The organism is Pseudomonas chlororaphis, from assembly GCF_001921865.1.
GTDB lineage: Bacteria > Pseudomonadota > Gammaproteobacteria > Pseudomonadales > Pseudomonadaceae > Aquipseudomonas > Aquipseudomonas chlororaphis_D.
Map to the genome: position 1 here is coordinate 99,448 of NZ_MSCT01000009.1, position 19,292 is coordinate 118,739.

Annotated in this window: 17 protein-coding genes; 12 read left to right on the forward strand and 5 right to left on the reverse strand. The window is 64.5% G+C overall.

From position 1 onward, the window contains the following. Positions 1 to 65: 65 nt before the first annotated feature. Positions 66 to 1,121 carry a permease gene (locus BTN82_RS10475; protein WP_075119051.1) on the reverse strand — a complete coding sequence of 352 codons (1,056 nt, stop codon included), beginning with the start codon at positions 1,119 to 1,121 and terminating at the stop codon, positions 66 to 68. A gap of 270 nt (positions 1,122 to 1,391) precedes the next feature. Then, positions 1,392 to 2,066, reverse strand: a complete 675-nt coding sequence (locus BTN82_RS10480; RefSeq protein WP_075119052.1) for a histidine phosphatase family protein — start codon at positions 2,064 to 2,066, stop codon at positions 1,392 to 1,394. 328 nt (positions 2,067 to 2,394) lie between these two features. Between BTN82_RS10480 and BTN82_RS10485 the strand changes: the two genes are divergently transcribed. Both BTN82_RS10485 and BTN82_RS10490 read left to right on the forward strand, forming a co-directional pair. Further along, complete coding sequence (locus tag BTN82_RS10485) at positions 2,395 to 3,099, forward strand: glutathione S-transferase family protein (RefSeq protein ID WP_075119053.1); 705 nt, start codon at positions 2,395 to 2,397, stop codon at positions 3,097 to 3,099. A gap of 199 nt (positions 3,100 to 3,298) precedes the next feature. Then, a complete protein-coding gene (locus tag BTN82_RS10490) occupies positions 3,299 to 4,141 on the forward strand; it encodes a PhzF family phenazine biosynthesis protein (protein WP_075119054.1) in 843 nt (280 codons plus the stop codon). A 207-nt stretch (positions 4,142 to 4,348) separates the two neighbouring features. Here the strand turns inward: BTN82_RS10490 and ppk2 are convergent, their stop codons facing one another. Beyond that, the gene (gene ppk2 / locus BTN82_RS10495; protein ID WP_410002803.1) at positions 4,349 to 5,248 is read right to left on the reverse strand and encodes a polyphosphate kinase 2; all 900 of its coding nucleotides are present in this window, start codon (positions 5,246 to 5,248) and stop codon (positions 4,349 to 4,351) included. 264 nt (positions 5,249 to 5,512) lie between these two features. Between ppk2 and BTN82_RS10500 the strand changes: the two genes are divergently transcribed. The 5 genes from BTN82_RS10500 to BTN82_RS10520 all read left to right on the forward strand — a co-directional run bounded on the left by BTN82_RS10500 (position 5,513) and on the right by BTN82_RS10520 (position 11,726). Further along, positions 5,513 to 6,448, forward strand: a complete 936-nt coding sequence (locus BTN82_RS10500; RefSeq protein WP_075119056.1) for a Ppx/GppA family phosphatase — start codon at positions 5,513 to 5,515, stop codon at positions 6,446 to 6,448. A 229-nt stretch (positions 6,449 to 6,677) separates the two neighbouring features. After that, the gene (locus BTN82_RS10505) at positions 6,678 to 7,091 is read left to right on the forward strand and encodes an arsenate reductase ArsC (protein ID WP_075119057.1); all 414 of its coding nucleotides are present in this window, start codon (positions 6,678 to 6,680) and stop codon (positions 7,089 to 7,091) included. A 566-nt stretch (positions 7,092 to 7,657) separates the two neighbouring features. Beyond that, positions 7,658 to 9,073, forward strand: coding sequence for a sensor domain-containing diguanylate cyclase (locus BTN82_RS10510; RefSeq protein WP_075119058.1), 1,416 nt, complete (start codon positions 7,658 to 7,660; stop codon positions 9,071 to 9,073). A gap of 293 nt (positions 9,074 to 9,366) precedes the next feature. Beyond that, on the forward strand, positions 9,367 to 10,464 hold the full coding sequence (locus tag BTN82_RS10515; RefSeq protein WP_075119399.1) for a carboxynorspermidine decarboxylase: 1,098 nt from the start codon (positions 9,367 to 9,369) through the stop codon (positions 10,462 to 10,464). A 26-nt stretch (positions 10,465 to 10,490) separates the two neighbouring features. Beyond that, on the forward strand, positions 10,491 to 11,726 hold the full coding sequence (locus BTN82_RS10520) for a saccharopine dehydrogenase family protein (protein ID WP_075119059.1): 1,236 nt from the start codon (positions 10,491 to 10,493) through the stop codon (positions 11,724 to 11,726). 82 nt (positions 11,727 to 11,808) lie between these two features. Here BTN82_RS10520 and BTN82_RS10525 read toward each other — a convergent pair whose 3' ends face one another. Beyond that, entirely contained in the window at positions 11,809 to 12,501 is a 693-nt protein-coding gene (locus tag BTN82_RS10525; RefSeq protein ID WP_261792948.1) for a PA1136 family autoinducer-binding transcriptional regulator, read from the reverse strand. A 23-nt stretch (positions 12,502 to 12,524) separates the two neighbouring features. Further along, complete coding sequence (gene hchA / locus BTN82_RS10530; RefSeq protein WP_075119061.1) at positions 12,525 to 13,403, reverse strand: glyoxalase III HchA; 879 nt, start codon at positions 13,401 to 13,403, stop codon at positions 12,525 to 12,527. Positions 13,404 to 13,748: 345 nt separating this feature from the next. On the opposite strand from hchA, the gene BTN82_RS10535 reads away from it, so the two are divergent. The 5 genes from BTN82_RS10535 (at position 13,749) to BTN82_RS10555 (ending at position 19,289) form a co-directional block, all read left to right on the forward strand. Then, positions 13,749 to 14,759 carry a GlxA family transcriptional regulator gene (locus BTN82_RS10535; protein WP_075119062.1) on the forward strand — a complete coding sequence of 337 codons (1,011 nt, stop codon included), beginning with the start codon at positions 13,749 to 13,751 and terminating at the stop codon, positions 14,757 to 14,759. A 250-nt stretch (positions 14,760 to 15,009) separates the two neighbouring features. Next, entirely contained in the window at positions 15,010 to 16,152 is a 1,143-nt protein-coding gene (locus BTN82_RS30995; protein WP_075119063.1) for an aromatic ring-hydroxylating oxygenase subunit alpha, read from the forward strand. After that, positions 16,149 to 16,904: an SDR family NAD(P)-dependent oxidoreductase gene (locus BTN82_RS31000; RefSeq protein WP_075119064.1), complete on the forward strand. Its 756-nt coding sequence runs from the start codon at positions 16,149 to 16,151 to the stop codon at positions 16,902 to 16,904. Before BTN82_RS30995 ends, BTN82_RS31000 begins: the two co-directional genes overlap by 4 nt. Positions 16,905 to 16,912: 8 nt before the next feature. Beyond that, positions 16,913 to 17,842, forward strand: a complete 930-nt coding sequence (locus BTN82_RS10550) for a 3-keto-5-aminohexanoate cleavage protein (RefSeq protein WP_075119065.1) — start codon at positions 16,913 to 16,915, stop codon at positions 17,840 to 17,842. A 25-nt stretch (positions 17,843 to 17,867) separates the two neighbouring features. Further along, a complete protein-coding gene (locus BTN82_RS10555; RefSeq protein WP_075119066.1) occupies positions 17,868 to 19,289 on the forward strand; it encodes an aminobutyraldehyde dehydrogenase in 1,422 nt (473 codons plus the stop codon). The last annotated feature ends 3 nt before the right edge of the window (positions 19,290 to 19,292 follow it).

Consider the following 19,292-nt stretch of genomic DNA (forward strand, 5'->3'; position numbering starts at 1 on the left):
GTGTTGTTCCTTGTAGGAGCGAGCTTGCTCGCGATGACGTCCGTCAGGACGCCATCAATCCATGCCTACAGCAATGCCGCGCCGATCAACCCGCTGACCACGCCAACCAGCATGGTCAACCCGGCCACCGTCACCAGCACCCGGGCGTCGAAATCCTTGCGCAGCATCAGCAGCGACGGCAGGCTGATGCTCGGCAGGGTCATCAGCAGCGCCACCGCCGGGCCGGTGCCCATGCCCAGGGTCATCATGGTCTGCACGATGGGGATTTCCGCCGCGGTAGGAATCACGAACAGGGTGCCGACAATCGCCAGCGGCACCAGCCACAGCAGGCTGTCACCAATCGCGCCCTCGACATGGGGGAACAGCCAGACCCGCGCCGCGCCCAGCACCAGCACCGCCAGCACATAGACCGGAATGGTGCTCCAGAACAGTTGCCAGAGGCTGCGCGCCCAGCGGCTGAAGAACCCGCCGGCGTTATCCGCGCTGGCCTCGGCCACGGCTTCCACCGCGGCTTGCGGCAGTTGTTCGGGACGCGAGATGCGCTGGGCCACCAGCGATACCCCGAGCACCAGTACGATGCCCGCCACCAGCCGCAGCGCGGAAAACCCCCAGCCCAGCACGAAACCCATGAACACCAGGGTCGCCGGGTTGAGCACCGGGTTGGCGATCCAGAAGGCCAGTGCCGCACCCACCGAGACATTCTGCCGGCGCATGCTCGCCGCCACCGGCGCCGCGCAGCAGGAACACATCATGCCCGGCAGGGCGAACAAGCCGCCGCGCAGGGTCGAGCCGAAACCGGCGCGGCCGAACAGGCGCAGCAGCCAGTCACGGGGGATCAGCACCTGCAAGAGCGAACCGAGGATCACCGCCAGCACCGCGGCCTTCCAGATCGCCAGGAAATACACCTGGGCGTAGGCCAGGGCAGCGTTCAACGGGGAGCTTGGCTGATCGTTGATGATCGAGGCGCCGATGCTGTGGCTGTCGGCGGCGACAAAGGCCTTGGCGTAGTAGGGCGACCACTTGACGAAGTACAGGCCGACACAGGCGACCAGGACAAACAGGGCGGGTTTCCACCAGAACGACCAGCCCCGAGTGGGGCTGGCAGGGGCAAGGCTGGACATCGAGGCAATTCCGGACAAAGACAGTAGGCGGCAATCTTAACGCAACGCCCCGGGCGGCGCTCTTGTAGCCCAGGCAACGCCGTTTACCCGAATCACCGCGTACCCGGTTTCGCGCCTGCTGCGCAGGCGTACAGGATTGTCTGCCGTTTTTACCTCTGTAGGAGCGAGCTTGCTCGCGATGGGGCGCCAGCCCCTGGGGACGGGCAACCGTTTGTGTGTTTCGGTGCTGGCGCTATCGCGAGCAAGCTCGCTCCTGCAAAAAACGGGGCATCAGGTCGGGCAGTTTTCCTCGCCGTTATCCAGGCCCTGCTTGTAGCTGCGGCTGTCGAGGGTGGCCTTGCCGTTGTGCCAGGTCAGGGTCAGCACGTACAGCGAGTCGAAATCGTTGGAGGCCCAGTCGTCGGTGATGGTGCGTTTTTCGCCGACGGCCTCGCGCGCCACCTTGTTGATCAGCTCCGGCAGGTAGCCGTGGGACCAGGCGGTGTAGATGGTCGAGTTGTGGTAGCGGTCGTGCAGCAGTTCGTCGGCCAGTTCGCTGGTGTCGTTGGCCGAGAACTCGATGTTCACCGGCAGGCCGAGCTTGATCGCGCTGGGGCTGATGGTCATCAACGGGCGGATGTAGCTGTAGGAGTTGTCGAGCTCGCCTTCCTCGACGTTGCGCGTCGGGTTGGCGGCGAACACGTAGTTGGCCTTGCCGAATTTCTCCGGCAGCAGGGACGCCAGGTCGATGGCGCGGTTCAGGCCCTGGCAGTTGAGCTGGCCGAGGCCGCCGGCGGGTTTTTCCGCATGGCGCAGGAAGACCAGGGTCTGGGTGCCGTCCACCGGCTGGGCGCGGCTTTCGCTGGACTCCAGCGACAGCAGCAGCGCACTGGTCAGCAGCAGCGCCGGGAAAAACACATAGGACCGGCGTTGCAGGCGTTGGGTGAAACTCAGCAGGTTCTTCATTGATTGTGGGTACTTCAAGCGCAATCGGTTAAGGCTGACAAACCTTTCCACGGCGAGCTCCCGGCTTCGCGTGGTTTTCCCTGTCATCGAACGGGCGTTCTGCCCGCAGGTAGCTCAGAGTCCCGGGACCGCTTTTGGTTCGATCCTGGCGAGACGCCGCGCATGAACCCGTTACTTTATCCGCACCGTACTCCGGCTGCCGGGGAGCTTAACCACCGGATGTTTCCAATTTAAGAATGCACGCCGCCGACCGATGCCTATAATCAAGCGCCGTCGCCGCCCGGTCCCGGGCCACGGTCTTTCATCTGACTGTCATCGGAAGCCTGTCATGACCGACCTCTCTGCATTCCCCATCACCCAGAAATGGCCCGCGCAGTACGCCGACTGGATCCAGCTGTATTCCTTGCCGACCCCCAACGGCGTCAAGGTCTCGATCATGCTCGAAGAGATCGGGCTGCCCTACGAGCCGCATCGCGTCGGTTTCGAGAGCAATGACCAGATGTCCCCCGAGTTCCTCTCGCTGAACCCGAACAACAAGATCCCGGCGATCCTCGACCCCCACGGCCCGGGCGACCAGCCGCTGGCGCTGTTCGAGTCCGGGGCGATCCTGATCTACCTCGCGGACAAGAGCGGGCAGTTGCTGGCCCAGGACTCCGCCGCGCGCTACGAAACCTTGCAGTGGCTGATGTTCCAGATGGGCGGCATCGGCCCGATGTTCGGCCAGCTGGGGTTCTTCAATAAATTCGCCGGCAAGGACTACGAGGACAAGCGCCCGCGCGACCGTTACGTTGCCGAATCCCGGCGCTTGCTGAGCGTGCTCGAAGGCCGCCTGCAAGGCCGCGACTGGATCATGGGCGAGCGCTATACCATCGCCGATATCGCCACCTTTCCCTGGGTGCGCAACCTGATCGGTTTCTACGAAGCCGGCGACCTGGTGGGCTTCAAGGACTTCCCTAACGTACAGCGCGTGCTCGAGCGTTTCCTCGCCCGACCGGCGGTGATCCGCGGCCTGGAAATCCCCAAGCCCGTCTGACTTCCACCTGACCCTGTCGCCGCTGCCGCAGGTTGCGAACGGCGGCGCGGCTTGTCTGGCACAACGCGTCGGCCTCTTTTGCGACGACTGCGTCGCCGTACGCAGGCTTCGCCAGCGGCTACAGGGCGCGATTTTGCCCCCGCCTATTGAGCTACAGGCTGGCCATTTTCTGTCTCATCTCATCAGCCAAGGACCCGCAATGAGCCGTTTCGATTTCAAGCAGGTGGATGTCTTCAGCCGCGAGCCGCTCAAGGGCAATCCGCTGGCGGTGGTGCTCGGCGCCGACGAGTTGAGCGAGGCGCGCATGGCGGCCTTCGCCAACTGGACCAACCTCAGCGAGACCACCTTCATTCTCGAACCCCGCGATCCGCGCGCCGACTATCGCCTGCGGATCTTCACCACCCTGGGCGAGTTGCCGTTCGCCGGCCATCCGACCCTCGGCAGTTGCCATGCCTGGCTCGAGGCCGGCGGCGTGCCCAAGGGCGAGGAGATCGTCCAGGAGTGCGGCGTGGGCCTGGTGCGTATTCGCCGCAACGGCGGCGAGCTGGCGTTTCTTGCGCCGCCCCTGCTCAAGTCCGGTCCGGTCGAGACCGGGCTGCTGGAGCAGGTGTGCCAGGGCCTGCGGTTGGCGCCGGGGGCCATCGTCGACGCGCAATGGGTGGACAACGGCGCCGGCTGGCTGGCGGTGCTGCTGGCCGAGCGCGATCAGGTGCTGGACATGCAACCCGACCATGCCCGGCTCAAGGGGCTGGCGGTGGGGGTGATCGCGCCCTGGAACGCCGAGCGTGACGGCGACGCGGCGCAGTTCGAGGTGCGCGCTTTTATTTCTGGCGACGGCATGCCCGAAGACCCGGCCACCGGCAGCCTCAACGCCGGCATTGCCCAGTGGTTGCTGGGCGCCGGTCTGGCGCCGGTGTCTTACGTGGTCAGCCAGGGCCTGAGCATGGGCCGCGCCGGGCGCATCCAGGTCGAGCAGGTGGGCGACGAGATCTGGATCGGCGGCGCGACGGTGACCTGCATCGAGGGCAGCCTGCGCTTGTAGAACGACGTTCTCGAACTCGAACCGCTCAGGCGCGCAGGGGAAGCGCCGAGCAAAAAAAAACCGCCCAGGAGGGCAGCTTTAAAGGAGAGCACGCGGTGTAGATAAGCCGAGTGTCGCCGTGAATAATGACAAAATGATGACAGTTGCAGGGGCCTGGCTGCACTCGGACAGCCAGGCAAGGGCGGCGAGGTTGTCCGGCGACCCGCCTCAATACACCTGCGGCACGATCAGTTCCGGCGGCGTCGGGCTGCGGCTGTAGTCTTCCTGGCGCAGGCGTTGCGGCAGCTCGATCATCGGTTGTTCGACTTCCTCGTACGGCATCTGCCCGAGCAGGTGGTGAATGCAGTTGAGGCGGGCCTTCTTCTTGTCGTCGGCCTGCACCACCCACCACGGCGCCTCGCTGATGTGGGTGCGCTCCAGCATGATTTCCTTGGCCTTGGTGTAGGCCTCCCAGCGCCGGCGCGACTCCAGGTCCATCGGGCTGAGTTTCCATTGCTTGAGCGGGTCGTGGATGCGGCTGAGAAAGCGCAGGTGCTGCTCCTGGTCGGAGATGGAGAACCAGTACTTGATCAGCTGGATGCCCGAGCGGGCGAGCATCCGCTCGAACTCCGGCACGGTGCGGAAGAACTCTTCGTACTGGTCGGCGTTGCAAAAGCCCATGACCTGCTCGACCCCGGCGCGGTTGTACCAGCTGCGGTCGAACAGGACGATTTCGCCGGCCGCCGGCAGGTGCGACACGTAGCGCTGGAAATACCACTGGGTGCGCTCGCGGTCGTTGGGCGCGGGCAGGGCGGCGACCCGGCACACCCGTGGGTTGAGGCGCTGGGTGATGCGCTTGATCACGCCGCCCTTGCCGGCGGCATCGCGGCCCTCGAACAGGATCACCACCTTGTGCCCGCTCTTGACCACCCAGCTCTGCAGCTTCACCAACTCGCCCTGCAGGCGGAACAGCTCGCTGAAATAGTGGCGCCGCGCTTCCTTCTCGCTGCTGTCCTGGATGTGCTCATGGAACAGCTCGTCGAGGTCGTGTCCGTCCTCCAGCAGTTCCAGTTCCAACTCTTCGTCACTGTGATCGAGCAGCTCGCGATGGATGCGCTGCATCAGCATTTCCTGGGTCGAAGGCATGGTGAATAACTCGCGTCGAGGGTGGCGGCGCCGATGTTAAGCGGGGTTTATGACGAAGTGGTGGCGGGCCGGGCGCCTGGAAAACGTCTGCCTGGGGGGCTTTTTCGCGGTTCGGGCGCGTTCCTTGCAAAAGCCGCGCGGCTGTCATCTTGGCGTCATGGAGGCCATGGCAAGATCGCCGCAACCCCCTTCGAGCAGTCGGCAGGCCGCGGCCTGCCAGTGGATGAACCGGCAAGGAACCCCCCCATGAAAGGCGACGCCTCGCTGTTCGCAGCCATCGATCTTGGGTCCAATGCGTTTCGCTTGATGATCGGCCAGCCGGTCATGCGCAACCAGGGGTTCATGATCCAGGAAGTGAAGACCCTGCGCGAGCCGGTGCGCCTGGCCGAAGGCTTCCAGGGCGGCACGCTGGACGAGCTGGCCCTGGACCGGGGCTGGCAGGCGCTGGCGCGTTTCGGCAAGAAGCTGCGCGGTTTCGAGGCCGGGCGGGTGCGGGCGGTGGCCACCAGCGCGGTGCGCGAAGCCGACAACGCACCGCTGTTTTTGGCCAGCGCCGAGCGTCACCTGGGGTTTCGCATCGATGTCATTTCCGGGCACGAAGAGGCGCGGCTGGTGTATGCCGGCGTGGCCCACACCGTGCCGGGCAGCGAGAGCATGCGCCTGGTGGTGGACATCGGCGGCGGTTCCACCGAGCTGATCCTGGGGCAGGGCGCCCAGCCCCTGCTCACCGAGAGCATCGCCATCGGCAGCGGCACCTTCGGCACCCGCTATTTTTCCGGCGGCGCGGTGTCGGCCCAGGCCCTGCAGGAAGCCGAGCGCGTGGCCAGCCTGCAGTTCGAGAAAGTCGCCCGGCGCTATCGCGAACTGGGCTGGCAGCAGGCCATCGGCTCGTCCGGGACCGCACGGCTGCTGGCCAAGGTGCTCAAGGCCAACGGCCTCAACGACTACGGCCAGGACGGCATCACCTACGGCGGGTTGTTGCGCCTGTCGCTGCGCCTGCTCGACGCGGGGCACGTCAAGCGCCTGCGCCTGGCGGGCCTGCCGCCCCACCGCCAGAGCATCCTGCCCGGCGGCCTGGCGGTGATGCTGGCGGCGTTCAAGGTGTTCGGCGTCGCCCACATGACCCCCTCCGAGCCAGGCCTGCGCCTGGGGGTGTTGCACGGCCTGATTTGTAACAACTGATTGCCGGTTGTTCTCCGCCTCCAGCGCTCCGGTGGGGCCTGCCTGCCGCCGGCGCCGGGCTCTGGCCCAATCTTTTTCCTCTTCTCAAATCGCGTCGGCGTCGACCGGCGCCGCGGCGTTCGCGCACCTCATCGGTCGGTAATCTGCCCGGCGAAACCATTGGCTGTCATAAAAAGTGCGATGAGCGAGGGCACTATCCCTGCTGTCCGAAACAGGGGGAAGCCATACCATGAGCGACACACGCCGCGTGCTGTTCGTCTGCGCCAGAAACGATGCCCGCTCGCTGATGGCCGAGGCGCTGCTGCGCCACGCCGATGCCGAGCATTTCGAAGCCTTCAGCGCCGGCCTGGTGGCCGGCGAGATCGACCCGCGCACCCTGGAGTCCCTGGAACATATCGGCATCGACACCGACGGGCTGCGCAGCAAGTCCCTCGACGAGTTCGCCGGGCAGCAGTTCCATCATGTCATCACCCTGTGCGACAAGTCGTCGGAAGAGGCGGCGCGGATGCCGTCCTCCGGCGAGGTGCTGGTGTGGAATTTCGCCGACCCGGCCACCAGCGACACACATGAACCGTTCCGCCACACCCTCCAGGAGATCCACGATCGCCTGCACATGTTCATCACCGTGAAGACCCGCTCGTGATGGCAAGGCGCATCGATCCTCGCTGCACTGAGCCGCCGATCCTGCCTCGCTGACCCGCACGGCCGGTTGTGCACCGGCCGCCCCGTCCCGAATCAAGCCCCCCGGCTAGCGCTGTCGCCGCCAGCGTCCGGCCCAGGGGCATCGTTTACCGGGGTTCCCTGCCTGGGGTTTCGCGAACCGCCGGACGTCTACACTTATCCGCAGGCCTCGCAGGGCTGCCGCCTGGGCGCATTCAACCAGTAAGAACAACGGTCTCGGGAGAAACCTGATGTTCGCCACCACCGAGCCCTGTCGCTCCGGTGTTCGCTGGCAGGTTGCCGGGCCAATGGCGCCAAGCAGCTGCGCAGCGCCTTATCCATCTGCCGCACGCCCGCAGCGGCAAAGGGCGCACGGAACCTCGGTACATCGCCAGGGTCAACGGCAGCGCTTCCCGGTAACCTCCCGAGCCCGGGCCGACATAAAGAAATGAAGAATGAGGGCGATCTCCTTGGTCTGACGAGGCGAAAAACGCGTTTACCCTCTGTCGGGAACCCTACGACCCATAACCATAAAACAGGGTGCCGGTGATGCAAGAAGTGGTAACCAAGGTGTTCTCAGGCCTGGACAAGATAAAAGTCTCGGTGGCGGTGTTTGTCCTGTGTGTGTTGGCGGGGGCTTTGATTGTCGTCAAGTTGAACGCAGCCGCGCGTGAGGCCGAGTCGGCCCACACCCTGCAAATAGCCGGCAGTTACGCCAGCTCGATCGAGAAAGTCATCCAGCACGCCTTGTCGTCGACCAATACCTTGGCGGTGATGGTCCATCAGGGGGAGGGCAGCGTGCCGCACTTCAATCGGCTGGTGCGCTACATGCTGCCTATGTACAAGGGCGCTTTCGCCTTGTCGCTGGCGCCGCAGGGCGTGATCCGGCAAATAGAGCCGGCCGCGCCCAATATCCTGGTCAAGAACCATGATCTTTTCGAGGGCAAGGACCGGGTCGACGTCATCAAGAACATTCGCGAGGGCGAGTTGCGCTTTCGCGGGCCGTTCACCTTGATCCAGGGGCCGCAGGGCGCGATCGGGACATTGCCGGTGTTCCTGCAAGAGCCGGATGGCAAGAAGTACTTCTGGGGTTTTACCGTCGTGACCTTGAAGTTTCCGGATGCCTTCGCCGACTCCGATTTGCCGTCTTTGGAGCAACTGGGTTATGCCTACAGGTTTTCCGGGGTGAACCCGGAAACCGGGCAGGAAGAACTGATCCAGGCATCCGCCGCGCCCTTGGATGTGGAGGCTGTACGCATTCCGCTGACCCTGTACGAAGCGCAGTGGGAACTTCGGGTTTCGCGGATCGCCGACTGGCGCAATACCGGCCTGCTGCTGTTCGAGGCGTTGCTTGTCCTGCTGGGGGCAACGCTGGTGGCCTGGCTCGCGTACTCCCTGACGGCCCTGGATCAGCAGCGCAAAAAGCTGCAGGAAATCGCCATGTACGACCCCTTGACCCACCTTCCCAACAGAAGGCTGCTGGGCATGAAGCTCGATGAGATTCTCGACAGAGCGCAAGGGCGCAACGCCAAGGTGGTGGTCTGTTATCTGGACCTGGACGGCTTCAAGTCGGTCAACGATAACCTGGGGCACGCGGCGGGCGATCAGTTGCTGAAAATAGTCGCCGATCGCCTGCAGTCCTGTTTGAGGGTGTGCGACCTCCTGGCGCGGGTGGGGGGCGATGAGTTTGTGGTCGTCTTGGATGACCTTGGGTCGATCGACGAAGTGGCGCCGATTCTCGACCGGATCATTCATGTGGTCGGCCAGCCCCTGACGATCTCGGGGGTGAGGGCCGACGTCTCCGCCAGTCTCGGCGCGGCGTTCTACCAGACCCATGGGGTGGAGGCGGACCAGCTGTTGCGTGCCGCGGACCAGGCCATGTACCTGGCCAAGAAACTGGGGAAAAACAGGTACGTGTTCGCGCAAAGCGAAGGACCGGGCAGGGTCGCCCAGATCGACCGATGACCGCCCGTCGTGGGGCTGCCTGCGCACCGGGCGCGCAGGGCGGTTCGAGCCCTTAGCGTATTTGTCATCAGGCCGTGGTTTTCTAGCCATCGACAGCGTGCACGGCGCACGCGACGCCAGGGATGATGCCCCCCGGGGTATCCGCCGGGGCCCGGAACGGACCCGCGGGCGGCGCGCGCCGCAGATGAGACTCAGCGTTGACTCGGCGAACTGACTGTCCGCCCTTTCGATATGCCGCCAGGGAAGGCACAATGCGCATCCTTTTTTTGGCTGGCCTGGCCGGAGGCCTCGAAATGATCAAAACGCCGTATTACCTCATCGACAAACAGAAACTGCTCGGCAACCTGGAAAAGATCGCCTACGTGCGCGAACAGTCCGGGGCCAAGGCCCTGCTGGCGCTCAAGTGCTTCGCCACCTGGTCGGTGTTCGACCTGATGGAGCAGTACATGGACGGCACCACCTCGTCGTCGCTCTACGAGCTCAAGCTCGGCCGGCAGAAGTTCGCCGGCGAGACCCACGCCTACAGCGTGGCCTGGGCCGACGACGAAATCGACGAGATGCTCGAGAACTGCGACAAGATCATCTTCAACTCCATCGGTCAGTTGCAGCGTTTTGCCGCCGCCTCCGAGGGCAAGGTCCGCGGCCTGCGGGTCAACCCCCAGGTGAGCAGCTCCGACTACCTGCTGGCCGACCCGGCGCGTCCGTTCAGCCGCCTGGGCGAATGGGACCCGGTCAAGGTCGAAGCGGTGATCGAGCAGATCACAGGCTTCATGTTCCACAACAACTGCGAGAACGGCGACTTCGGCCTGTTCGACCAGATGCTGGGCACCATCGAGGAACGCTTCGGCCACCTGCTGCACAAGGTCGAATGGGTCAGCCTCGGCGGCGGCATCCACTTCACCGGCGAAGGCTATGCCCTGGACGAGTTCTGCGCGCGCCTCAAGGCGTTCTCCGAGAAATACGGCGTGCAGGTCTACCTGGAGCCGGGCGAAGCGGCGATCACCCAGAGCGCCTCGCTGGAAGTCACCGTGCTCGACACTCTCTACAACGGCAAGCACCTGGCCGTGGTCGACAGCTCCATCGAAGCGCACATGCTCGACCTGTTGATCTACCGCCTGAACGCCAAGCTGGCGCCCAGCTCGGGCGAACACACCTACATGGTGTGCGGCAAGTCCTGCCTGGCCGGAGACATCTTCGGCGAATACCCATTTGATCGTCCGCTGACCATCGGCGATCGGCTGTCGTTCGTTGACGCAGCGGGCTACACCATGGTCAAGAAAAACTGGTTCAACGGCCTGAAAATGCCGTCCATCGTAGTGAAACAACTCGACGGCAGCGTCGAGGTGGTTCGTGAGTTTGGTTTCGAAGACTACCTGTCCAGCCTCTCGTAAGCGGGCAGAAAGGAGAGATAAAGAAATTGAAGAAGAACGTTCTTATCATTGGTGCAGGAGGTGTCGCCAAGGTGGTGGCCCACAAGTGCGCGCAGCACAACGACGAACTCGGTCGTATTGCTATCGCGTCGCGCAACATCTCCAAATGCCAGGCCATCATCGACAGCGTCAAGGCCAAGGGCAGCCTTAAACAGCCCGCACAAATCAAAGCGTTTGCGCTCAATGCGCTGGACATCGAAGCGACCAAGGCGCTGATCCGCGAGACCGAATCGCAGATCGTCATCAACGTCGGCTCGGCCTTCCTCAACATGTCGGTGCTACGTGCCTGCATCGATACCGGCGTGGCTTACCTGGACACCGCGATCCACGAAGAACCGGGCAAGGTCTGCGAGACGCCGCCCTGGTACGGCAACTACGAGTGGAAACACCTCGAGGAATGCCAGCAGAAGAACGTCACCGCCATCCTCGGCGTGGGCTTCGACCCGGGCGTGGTCAATACCTATGCGGCGCTGGCCAAGCAACAGTATTTCGACCGCATCGACTCGATCGACATCCTCGACGTCAATGCCGGTTCCCACGGCAAATATTTCGCCACCAATTTCGATCCGGAAATCAATTTCCGCGAATTCACCGGGCAGGTATGGAGCTGGCAGGACAGCCAGTGGACCAGCAACACCATGTTCGAAGTCAAGCGCACCGACGACCTGCCGGTCGTGGGCTCGCAGAACCTGTACCTGACCGGCCACGACGAAGTGCATTCGCTGTCGAAGAACCTCGACGTGCCCAACGTGCGCTTCTGGATGAGCTTCGGCGAGCACTACATCAATGTGTTCACCGTGCTGAAAAACCTCGGCCTGCTCTCCGAGCAACCGGTCAAGACCGCCGAAGGCCTGGAAGTGGTGCCGCTGAAACTGGTCAAGGCCGTGCTGCCCGATCCGTCCTCGCTGGCGCCGGGCTACACCGGCAAGACCTGCATCGGCGACCTGGTCAAGGGCACCAAGGACGGCCAGCCGCGCGAAGTGTTCATCTACAACGTGGCCTGCCACGAAGAAGCCTTCGCCGAAACCGACAGCCAGGGCATCTCCTACACCGCTGGCGTGCCGCCCGTGGCTGCGGCCCTGCTGGTGGCCCGTGGCGAGTGGGACGTGCAACGCATGGTCAACGTAGAGGAACTGCCGGCCGAGCCGTTCCTCAAGGCGCTGGACGTGATGGGCCTGCCGACCCGGGTCAAGGACGAGCACGGCGATCGTCCCTGGAACTGAGTGCGCTCGGGTTCTGGAAATAACGCTGTAAAAAAAGGTGCGCCCATTCGGGCGCACCTTCGTCGACTCTTCCCGCTTTTGTTCAACCCTCTATTTCGCCGTTACGAATCGCCATCCTGATGGCTTGGGCTGTCGTCGCCACTCCCAGGCGTCGTCGCGCCGAGCGCAAATGATTTTCCACCGTACGCTCCGACAAGCCGAGGGTTGCCGCAATATCCGCGTGCCGCCGTCCGGCCGCTGTCCACGCCAGCACTTCACGTTCTCGCCGCGAAAGGCTTCCCAACGCTTTGCCCGCTGGCGCCTCGAGCAACCGGCGCGCGGAGAAAAAAGCCGCCGCCGCGACAAGGCTCAAGCCCAGGCGCACTCGCGCCGATCCATCCACCGACTCGCCGCCCAGGCTCATGGCGCCTTCAAGCCCCAGCGGGCCGAACACCGGCACCTGCAACCCCTGAACCCCCGGGCCGCCGGGAGAACGAATCACCTGGTAGCGCTCCTTTCCCTGGCCTGGCTCTTTCTTCCAGAAGAAGGCTTCGCGGGCATTCAGGATATGGCGAGTCACCGGGCAACGCCGAACGTAGGTCTGGGCATCGACGCCTTGACCGTCGCCGAGCCAATCACCTTCGACCCAATAGATTCGCTCAACCACGTCCTCGTTTGCCGAAGACGCGGAAAACAGCACGAATCGGTCATAGCCGTAGGGCCCTGCGAACCCGCGGACAGCCGCCTGGATCGACTCGAGCTTGCGCGCTGACTCGATCTCGAGAGCGGCGCGCATGGCCGCCTCGGCAGCCCCGTCGTTCACCCTGCCGCGACCTCTTTGAGGAGTGCGTCAGCGGCCAGCTTGCCCAGGTTATTGCCCGCCAATGGGCTGTCGCCCGTCAGCAGCTTGCGGTCCCTGAGCGTTGCCCCGGAAATATCCTGATTGACGATCTCGACCCCCAGCGCCTGCAACTGCTCGCCGAACTTCCAGGTCAGGTGCCCCGGCATGTAGCCGATGTCGGGCGTCTGCGCGTCGAGGGCGTCGGGAAACGCGCAGATCTTGTAGCCGGAGAAAATGTAGGAATGCTTCGACTCATCGATGCCCGCCGCCAACAGCGCCGCCGGACCGTGGCACAGGGAAATGACGAACTTGTCCTGGTCGACCGCCCATTGCAGGACAGACTTCACCTCGGCGCTTTCCGGCAAGCCGATCAGGGCACCGTGGCCGCCCGGTATGAAGACACCGATGTAGTCCGAGTCTTCGCCCAGGGCCTGTTCAATCACGTCAGCCAGCTTGAGCGGTTGCTTGAACTGCTCACGGTACTTGGCGTAGAAGCCCTTCACCTCGGTGTCTTGCGAGGGCATGGCCCAGAACTCGAACTTCACCGGGTTTCCGGACAGCGTCGCGACATCGAAAGTGAAACCGGCCTTGTCGAGGTGATACATGGGCAACAGGGTCTCGACCGGGTGGTTGCCGGTGGAAAACATCGTGCCGTTGTCGGTGAGCAGATAGCGCTCATCGGCGCCGATCAGCAGAATCTTCCAGCGGCCGCCTGTGTAGGGATTGGGGTAGTCGGCATCACTGAGATCGGATGTGGGAGCGGTGAATTGGCTGAGCGAATAGGGCGAGGGGAAAAAAGCATTGTCCTCTGCCTGGTCCGGGGTTGGGCGCTTGTCGTCACTCTGCGGGGTAGCCATGGTTTTCTCCTTCGAATGGGCCGGTGCGAGATCCATCCTAGTAGTGCGACATAGCTCCCGCAATGAGGGATTTCCCTCAACGGGATGGGCGAAAGCCAAACCCGGGCGGCCTGGATCGAGGCCCCTCCAGGCCAATCACAGCGCTGCATCGGATTGCGAAACGCACATAGGTATCTGGTCATGCCCCAGGCCCTGAACGACCCCCAACGGACACTGATGCCCGCTTTGGCTTTACCCGGATCCCTGGCGAAAATTCCGGAATACGCCAGGTTGCAGTCGCCACGTCGGGCCAAGCAATCTGTGGTATTTGTTACGCGAACTCCCCCCACCCCGAGGTGATCGCGTATGCCCGCCGAGCCTGTCGCTCCCTTCTCGATCCTCATCGTAGTGTTCCCTCACTACAACCTGGCCGCGACCTCGGCGTTTATCGATCCGTTTCGCGCGGCGAATTACTTGAGCGGGCACACCCACTTCCATTGGGAAGTGGTGTCGATGGCCGGCGGTGCGGTGGTGGCCAGCAACGCGATGTCGGTCGACACCCAGGCGTTGGCGCAGGTGCAGCAGGTGCCCGACATGGTGCTGCTGTCGTCCAGCTGGAATCCCGAGACCCTGCACAGTCCGGCCCTTGGCGCCGCGTTGCGGGGGTGGGCGAGGGCGGGGGTGTTGCTGGGGGCGCTGGACACCGGGGTGTATCTGTTGGCCGAGGCCGGGCTGCTCAATGGCAAGCGCGCCACCGGCCACTACGAGCATATCGATTCGTTGAAGGAACTGTACCCGGAGGTGGAGATCTGTGAGGACATGCTGGTGATGGATGGCAAGCGCATCACCTGCTGCGGCGGCGCGGCCTCCACCGATTGTTCGTTGCATATCATCCGCTCCCTGCACGGCGACACCCTGGCCAACGAGACAGCGCGCTACCTGTTCCACGAACGCCTGCGGCCGCTGGGCACCCAGCAGAACCCGGAGGCGCCGCAGCCGCTGGGCAATACCGTACCGGACCTGGTGAAACAGGCGATTCGCATCATGGAGCAGAACCTGGAGGAGGCGGTGGCGATTCCCGCCATCTGCGAGCGCATCGGTATCTCCCAGCGGCAGCTGGACCGGCTGTTCCACCAGATCGTGCAGAAGAGCCCCGCGCTCTATTACCGTGATATCCGCCTGGATCGCGCCCGTTGCCTGGTGACCCAGACCGACATGTCGCTGATGGAAATCGCCGTGGCCTCGGGCTTCCCCAATCAATCCCATTTCAGCCGTATCTATCGCGAGCGCTTCGGTCTCACGCCGCGCCGCGACCGGCTCGACGGGCGCATCCCGTTCGAGTTCCGGGCCTGGCCGATGCACCAGGTCACCTCCTGAGGCCGCCGTTCCCGGCTTTGATTTTTCTGCCTGCCTGAACTGATTGGCCTGCGTGGCCCTGCCGCGCCGGGCGGCCGTGCGCGGTGCTCTGGCAGGTCGCGATTCGACCGCGCATACCTGAAAACGACACCGGCCAAAAAGCAACAAAACGCGTCGAATCCTGCATAACTTCCAGCGGCCAGGACGACCACTATCGGCTCCGAGACAAGCACCCAAATCCAAGAAATCCTTGTACCGGAAGGCCGCTGATATGTCTGAAGTCATCTCCCAAGTACAGCTCGAGAACATCGCCCGGGGGTATCACCCGGACCCGCTGGTCTCGCAGTCCCTGCGTGCGGATGCGTACGTCGATCCGCAATGGTTTCGCCTGGACCAGCAGCAGATCATCGGCAAATCCTGGCAGTGGGTCTGCCACGTGGAAAAGGTCCGCGAGCCGGGCACCTACACCACCGCGGAAATCGCCGGCAACCCGATTGCCGTGGTGCGCGACCACGACGGCCAACTGCGGGCCTTCTACAACGTCTGCAAGCACCGGGCGCATCCGGTGCTGTCGGGCGAAGGCAAGGTCAACCGCATCATCTGCCCGTACCACTCCTGGTGCTATGGGCTGAACGGCCAGCTCAGCGGCGCGCCCCATGTCGGTGGCCTGAAGGATTTCGACAAGGGCGAGATCCACCTCAGCCCGGTGCAGGTGGAGGAGTTCTGTGGCTTTATCTTCGTCAACCTCGACCCCGGCGCGCGCCAGCTGCGGGAGCAGTCGGGCGCGCTGCAGGAGGAAATCCTGCACTGGGCGCCGGACATCGCCAACCTGACGTTCGGCCATCGGCTGACCTATGCGATCAAGTCGAACTGGAAGAACGTCGTCGACAACTTCCTCGAGTGTTACCACTGCCCGACGGCGCACAAGGACTTCTGCACCCTGGTGGACATGGACACCTACCGGGTACAGACCCACGGCATCTACTCCAGCCACATGGCCGAGGCCGGCAACGGCCAGAACAGCGCCTACGACACCTCCCAGGCCAAGGTGCGGACCCACGCGGTCTGGTGGCTGTGGCCCAACACCTGCCTGATGCGCTACCCGGGGCGCAGCTCGATGATCGTGCTGCACATCGTTCCCGTCGGGCCCGACCTGACCTACGAAACCTACGACTTCTACCTCGAGACGCCCGAGGCGAACGAGATGGAGCGCGAAGCCATCCGTTACCTCGACGAAGTGCTGCAGGTCGAGGACATCGCCCTGGTGGAGAACGTCCAGCGCGGCATGCGTACCCCGGCCTTCGAGCAGGGGCGGATCGTCACCGACCCCAACGGCTCGGGCAAATCCGAGCATGCGTTGCATCATTTCCATGGCCTGGTGCTGGATGCCTACGGTCAGGGAGTCGAGTCGTGAGCGCTGCTCTGGCCGGCAAAGTGGCCCTGGTCACCGGCGGCCTGGGCGGCATCGGTCGCGCCATCTGCGCGCGCTTCCTGAAGGAGGGGGCGACAGTCTTCGCCGCCGACCTGAACGAATCGCAGCCGGTGCCGGGCGCCCGTTTCATCGCGCTCGATGTCAGCTCGGAAGAGGACGCGCGCCAGGCCATGGTCGCGGTCGAGGCGCAGGCGGGCCAGCTCGACGTACTGGTGAACGCCGCCGGCATCGAGATCGAGAAGACCATCGAGCACACCAGCCTGGCCGATTGGAACCGCTTGTTCGCGGTCAACGTCACCGGCACTTTCCTGGTCTCGAAATTCGCCCTGCCGCTGCTGCGCAAGAGCGGTTCGGCGAGCATCGTCAACTTCGGCTCCTACGACGGCTTCATCGCCGACCCAGGCCTGGCAGCGTACTGCGCGAGCAAGGGCGCGGTGCATGCGCTGACCCGCGCCATGGCCTGTGACCACGGCCCGGAGGGCATCCGCGTCAACGCGGTATGCCCCGGCTACGTGGACACCCCGATGTTGCGCGGCTTCTTTCGCGACCAGGGGGATATCCAGAGCCTGGAGCAGGCGGTGCGCAACGTGCACCCCATGCGCCGCTACGGCACCCCGGAAGACGTCGCCAACCTGGTGAACTGGCTGGCCGGCGACGAAGCCCGGTACGCCTCGGGCCAGCTGTGGGTCCTCGACGGCGGACTGACCGCCCAAGTCCAACAAATGCAATGGTGAGAACAACCATGTCCAAGCCCGTGATCATTACCTGCGCCACCACCGGCGGCGTGCACACACCGACCATGTCGCAATACCTGCCCATCACCCCCGACGAGATCGCCCGCTCGTCCATCGAGGCGGCGCAGGCCGGCGCGTCGATCATCCACCTGCATGCCCGTCATCCGCAGACCGGTAAGCCCGATCCGCGCCCCGAACTGTTCCGCGACTTCATGGGGCAGATCAGGGACCGCAGCGACGCCGTGCTCAACGTCTCCACCGGCGGCGGCCTCGGCATGACCCGGGAAGAACGCCTGCGCGCGGCGGTGAGCCTGAGCCCGGAAATGGCCTCGCTGAACGTCGGCTCGATGAACTTCGGCATCTTCCCGATGAAGGACCGATATTCGAGCTGGAAGCACGAGTGGGAACCGGCCTTTCTCGACAGCACCCGCGACTTCATCTTCCGTAACACCTTCGCCGACATCGAATACATCGTGAAGGCGTTGGGGGACGGCCACGGCACGCGATTCGAGTTCGAGTGCTACGACCTCGGCCACCTCTACAACCTCGCGTGGATCATCGAGCAGGGCTGGGTCAAGCCACCGTTCCTGGTGCAGATGGTGTTCGGCGTGCTCGGCGGCGTCGGCGCCGATCTGGACAACCTGATGCACATGCACACCGTCGCCCAGAAGCTGTTCGGCAAGGACTACGAGTGGTCGGTGCTAGCGGCCGGCAAGCACCAGATGCCCTTCGCCACCCAGGCCGCGCTGCTGGGCGGCAACCTGCGGGTCGGCCTGGAAGACAGCCTGTACATCGCCCCGGGCGAGAAGGCGAAAAGCAATGCCGAGCAGGTGACCAAGGTCCGCTCCATCGTCGAGAGCCTCGGCCTCAAGGTCGCCACGCCGGCTGAAGCGCGGGTGCGCCTCGGGCTCAAGGGCGGCGACCAGGTCGAGTTCTGACAACCCATTTGCTGGAGAAGTCTTCATGCATACCCGAATGCTCATCAACGGTGAGCTGCTGCAGGGCGAGGGCCAGGCATTGCCGGTCCTCGACCCGGCCAGCGGCGAACAGATCGCCTTGGTCAACGAAGCGAGCCAGGAGCAAGTGGACGCCGCCGTGCGTTCGGCCGAGGAAGCTTTTTGCAGCTTTGCGCGGACTACACCCGCTGCGCGCTCCGCGTTGCTGCTGGACATCGCCGCGCTGATCGAGGCCCACGGGCCGGAGCTGGCCGCACTGGACAGCGCCAACGTCGGCAAGCCCTGGCCGTCGGCCCTCGACGACGAACTACCGCTGACCGTGGACAGCGTGCGTTTCTTCGCCGGCGCGGCGCGCACCCTGTCGGGCGTCGCCGCCGGGGAATACGTGGCGCGGCACACCAGCCTGATCCGCCGCGACCCGCTCGGGCCGATCGCCGCCATCGCGCCGTGGAACTACCCGCTGATGATGGCGGCCTGGAAACTTGCCGCGCCGCTGGCCGCCGGTTGCAGCGTGGTGCTCAAGCCCTCGGAGGTCACACCGTTGTCGACGTTGCGGCTGGCCGAACTGCTGCAAGACGTGGTGCCCAAGGGCGTGGTGAACCTGATCAACGGAGCAGGAGCGAGTGTCGGTGATCGTCTTGTCAATGCTGCTGGGATCGAAGGCATCAGCATCACCGGCTCGCCCGCCACAGGCGCGGCGGCCATGCGCGCGGCATCGCGGCAGCTGCGCCAGGTGCATCTGGAACTGGGTGGCAAGGCGCCGGTGATCGTCTTCGCCGACGCCGATATCGAGAAACTGCTCGCGACCCTGCGCGCCACGGCGTTCTTCAATGCCGGCCAGGATTGCGCGCAACCCTGCCGCCTGTTGGTGGCCGACGCGGTCTACGAGCGGGTGGTCGCCGGGCTGGCCGAGGCGGCGGCGTCGATCCGCACCGGCAGCCAGCGCGAGGCGGGTACCGAAATGGGCCCGCTGGTCAGCGAGGCGCACCGCCAGCGCGTGGCCGGTTTCGTCGAACGTGCGCGGGGCCGGGCCGAGGTGGTCGCCGGCGGCTATGCCGAGGATCGTCCGGGTTTCTTCTATCGACCCACGGTGGTGGCCAATGTCGATCCGGACGCCGAGATCGCCACCTGCGAAATCTTCGGCCCGGTGGTCAGCGTGTCGCGCTTTGGCGAAGGCCAGGACCCGGTCGCCATCGCCAATGCCGGGCGCTATGGCCTGGCGTCCTCGGTCTGGACCCGGGACAACGGGCGGGCCATGGACGCCACCAGCCGGCTGCGCTACGGCTTTACCTGGGTCAACACCCACGGCGTGGCGACCCCGGAAATGCCCTGGGCGGCGATGAAAGGCTCGGGGCACGGCTGCGACATGTCGGTGTTCGCCCTCGACGCCTACACCGCGGTGCGCCACGTCATGTTCGCGCACGGGTGACGG

Coding starts and splice junctions, on each gene's coding strand:
- BTN82_RS10475 (WP_075119051.1), bottom strand. CDS start 1,121: ATGTCCAGCCTTGCCCCTGCCAGCCCCACTCGGGGCTGGTCGTTCTGG.
- BTN82_RS10480 (WP_075119052.1), bottom strand. CDS start 2,066: ATGAAGAACCTGCTGAGTTTCACCCAACGCCTGCAACGCCGGTCCTAT.
- BTN82_RS10485 (WP_075119053.1), top strand. CDS start 2,395: ATGACCGACCTCTCTGCATTCCCCATCACCCAGAAATGGCCCGCGCAG.
- BTN82_RS10490 (WP_075119054.1), top strand. CDS start 3,299: ATGAGCCGTTTCGATTTCAAGCAGGTGGATGTCTTCAGCCGCGAGCCG.
- ppk2 (WP_410002803.1), bottom strand. CDS start 5,248: ATGCTGATGCAGCGCATCCATCGCGAGCTGCTCGATCACAGTGACGAA.
- BTN82_RS10500 (WP_075119056.1), top strand. CDS start 5,513: ATGAAAGGCGACGCCTCGCTGTTCGCAGCCATCGATCTTGGGTCCAAT.
- BTN82_RS10505 (WP_075119057.1), top strand. CDS start 6,678: ATGAGCGACACACGCCGCGTGCTGTTCGTCTGCGCCAGAAACGATGCC.
- BTN82_RS10510 (WP_075119058.1), top strand. CDS start 7,658: ATGCAAGAAGTGGTAACCAAGGTGTTCTCAGGCCTGGACAAGATAAAA.
- BTN82_RS10515 (WP_075119399.1), top strand. CDS start 9,367: ATGATCAAAACGCCGTATTACCTCATCGACAAACAGAAACTGCTCGGC.
- BTN82_RS10525 (WP_261792948.1), bottom strand. CDS start 12,501: ATGCGCGCCGCTCTCGAGATCGAGTCAGCGCGCAAGCTCGAGTCGATC.
- hchA (WP_075119061.1), bottom strand. CDS start 13,403: ATGGCTACCCCGCAGAGTGACGACAAGCGCCCAACCCCGGACCAGGCA.
- BTN82_RS10535 (WP_075119062.1), top strand. CDS start 13,749: ATGCCCGCCGAGCCTGTCGCTCCCTTCTCGATCCTCATCGTAGTGTTC.
- BTN82_RS30995 (WP_075119063.1), top strand. CDS start 15,010: ATGTCTGAAGTCATCTCCCAAGTACAGCTCGAGAACATCGCCCGGGGG.
- BTN82_RS10550 (WP_075119065.1), top strand. CDS start 16,913: ATGTCCAAGCCCGTGATCATTACCTGCGCCACCACCGGCGGCGTGCAC.
- BTN82_RS10555 (WP_075119066.1), top strand. CDS start 17,868: ATGCATACCCGAATGCTCATCAACGGTGAGCTGCTGCAGGGCGAGGGC.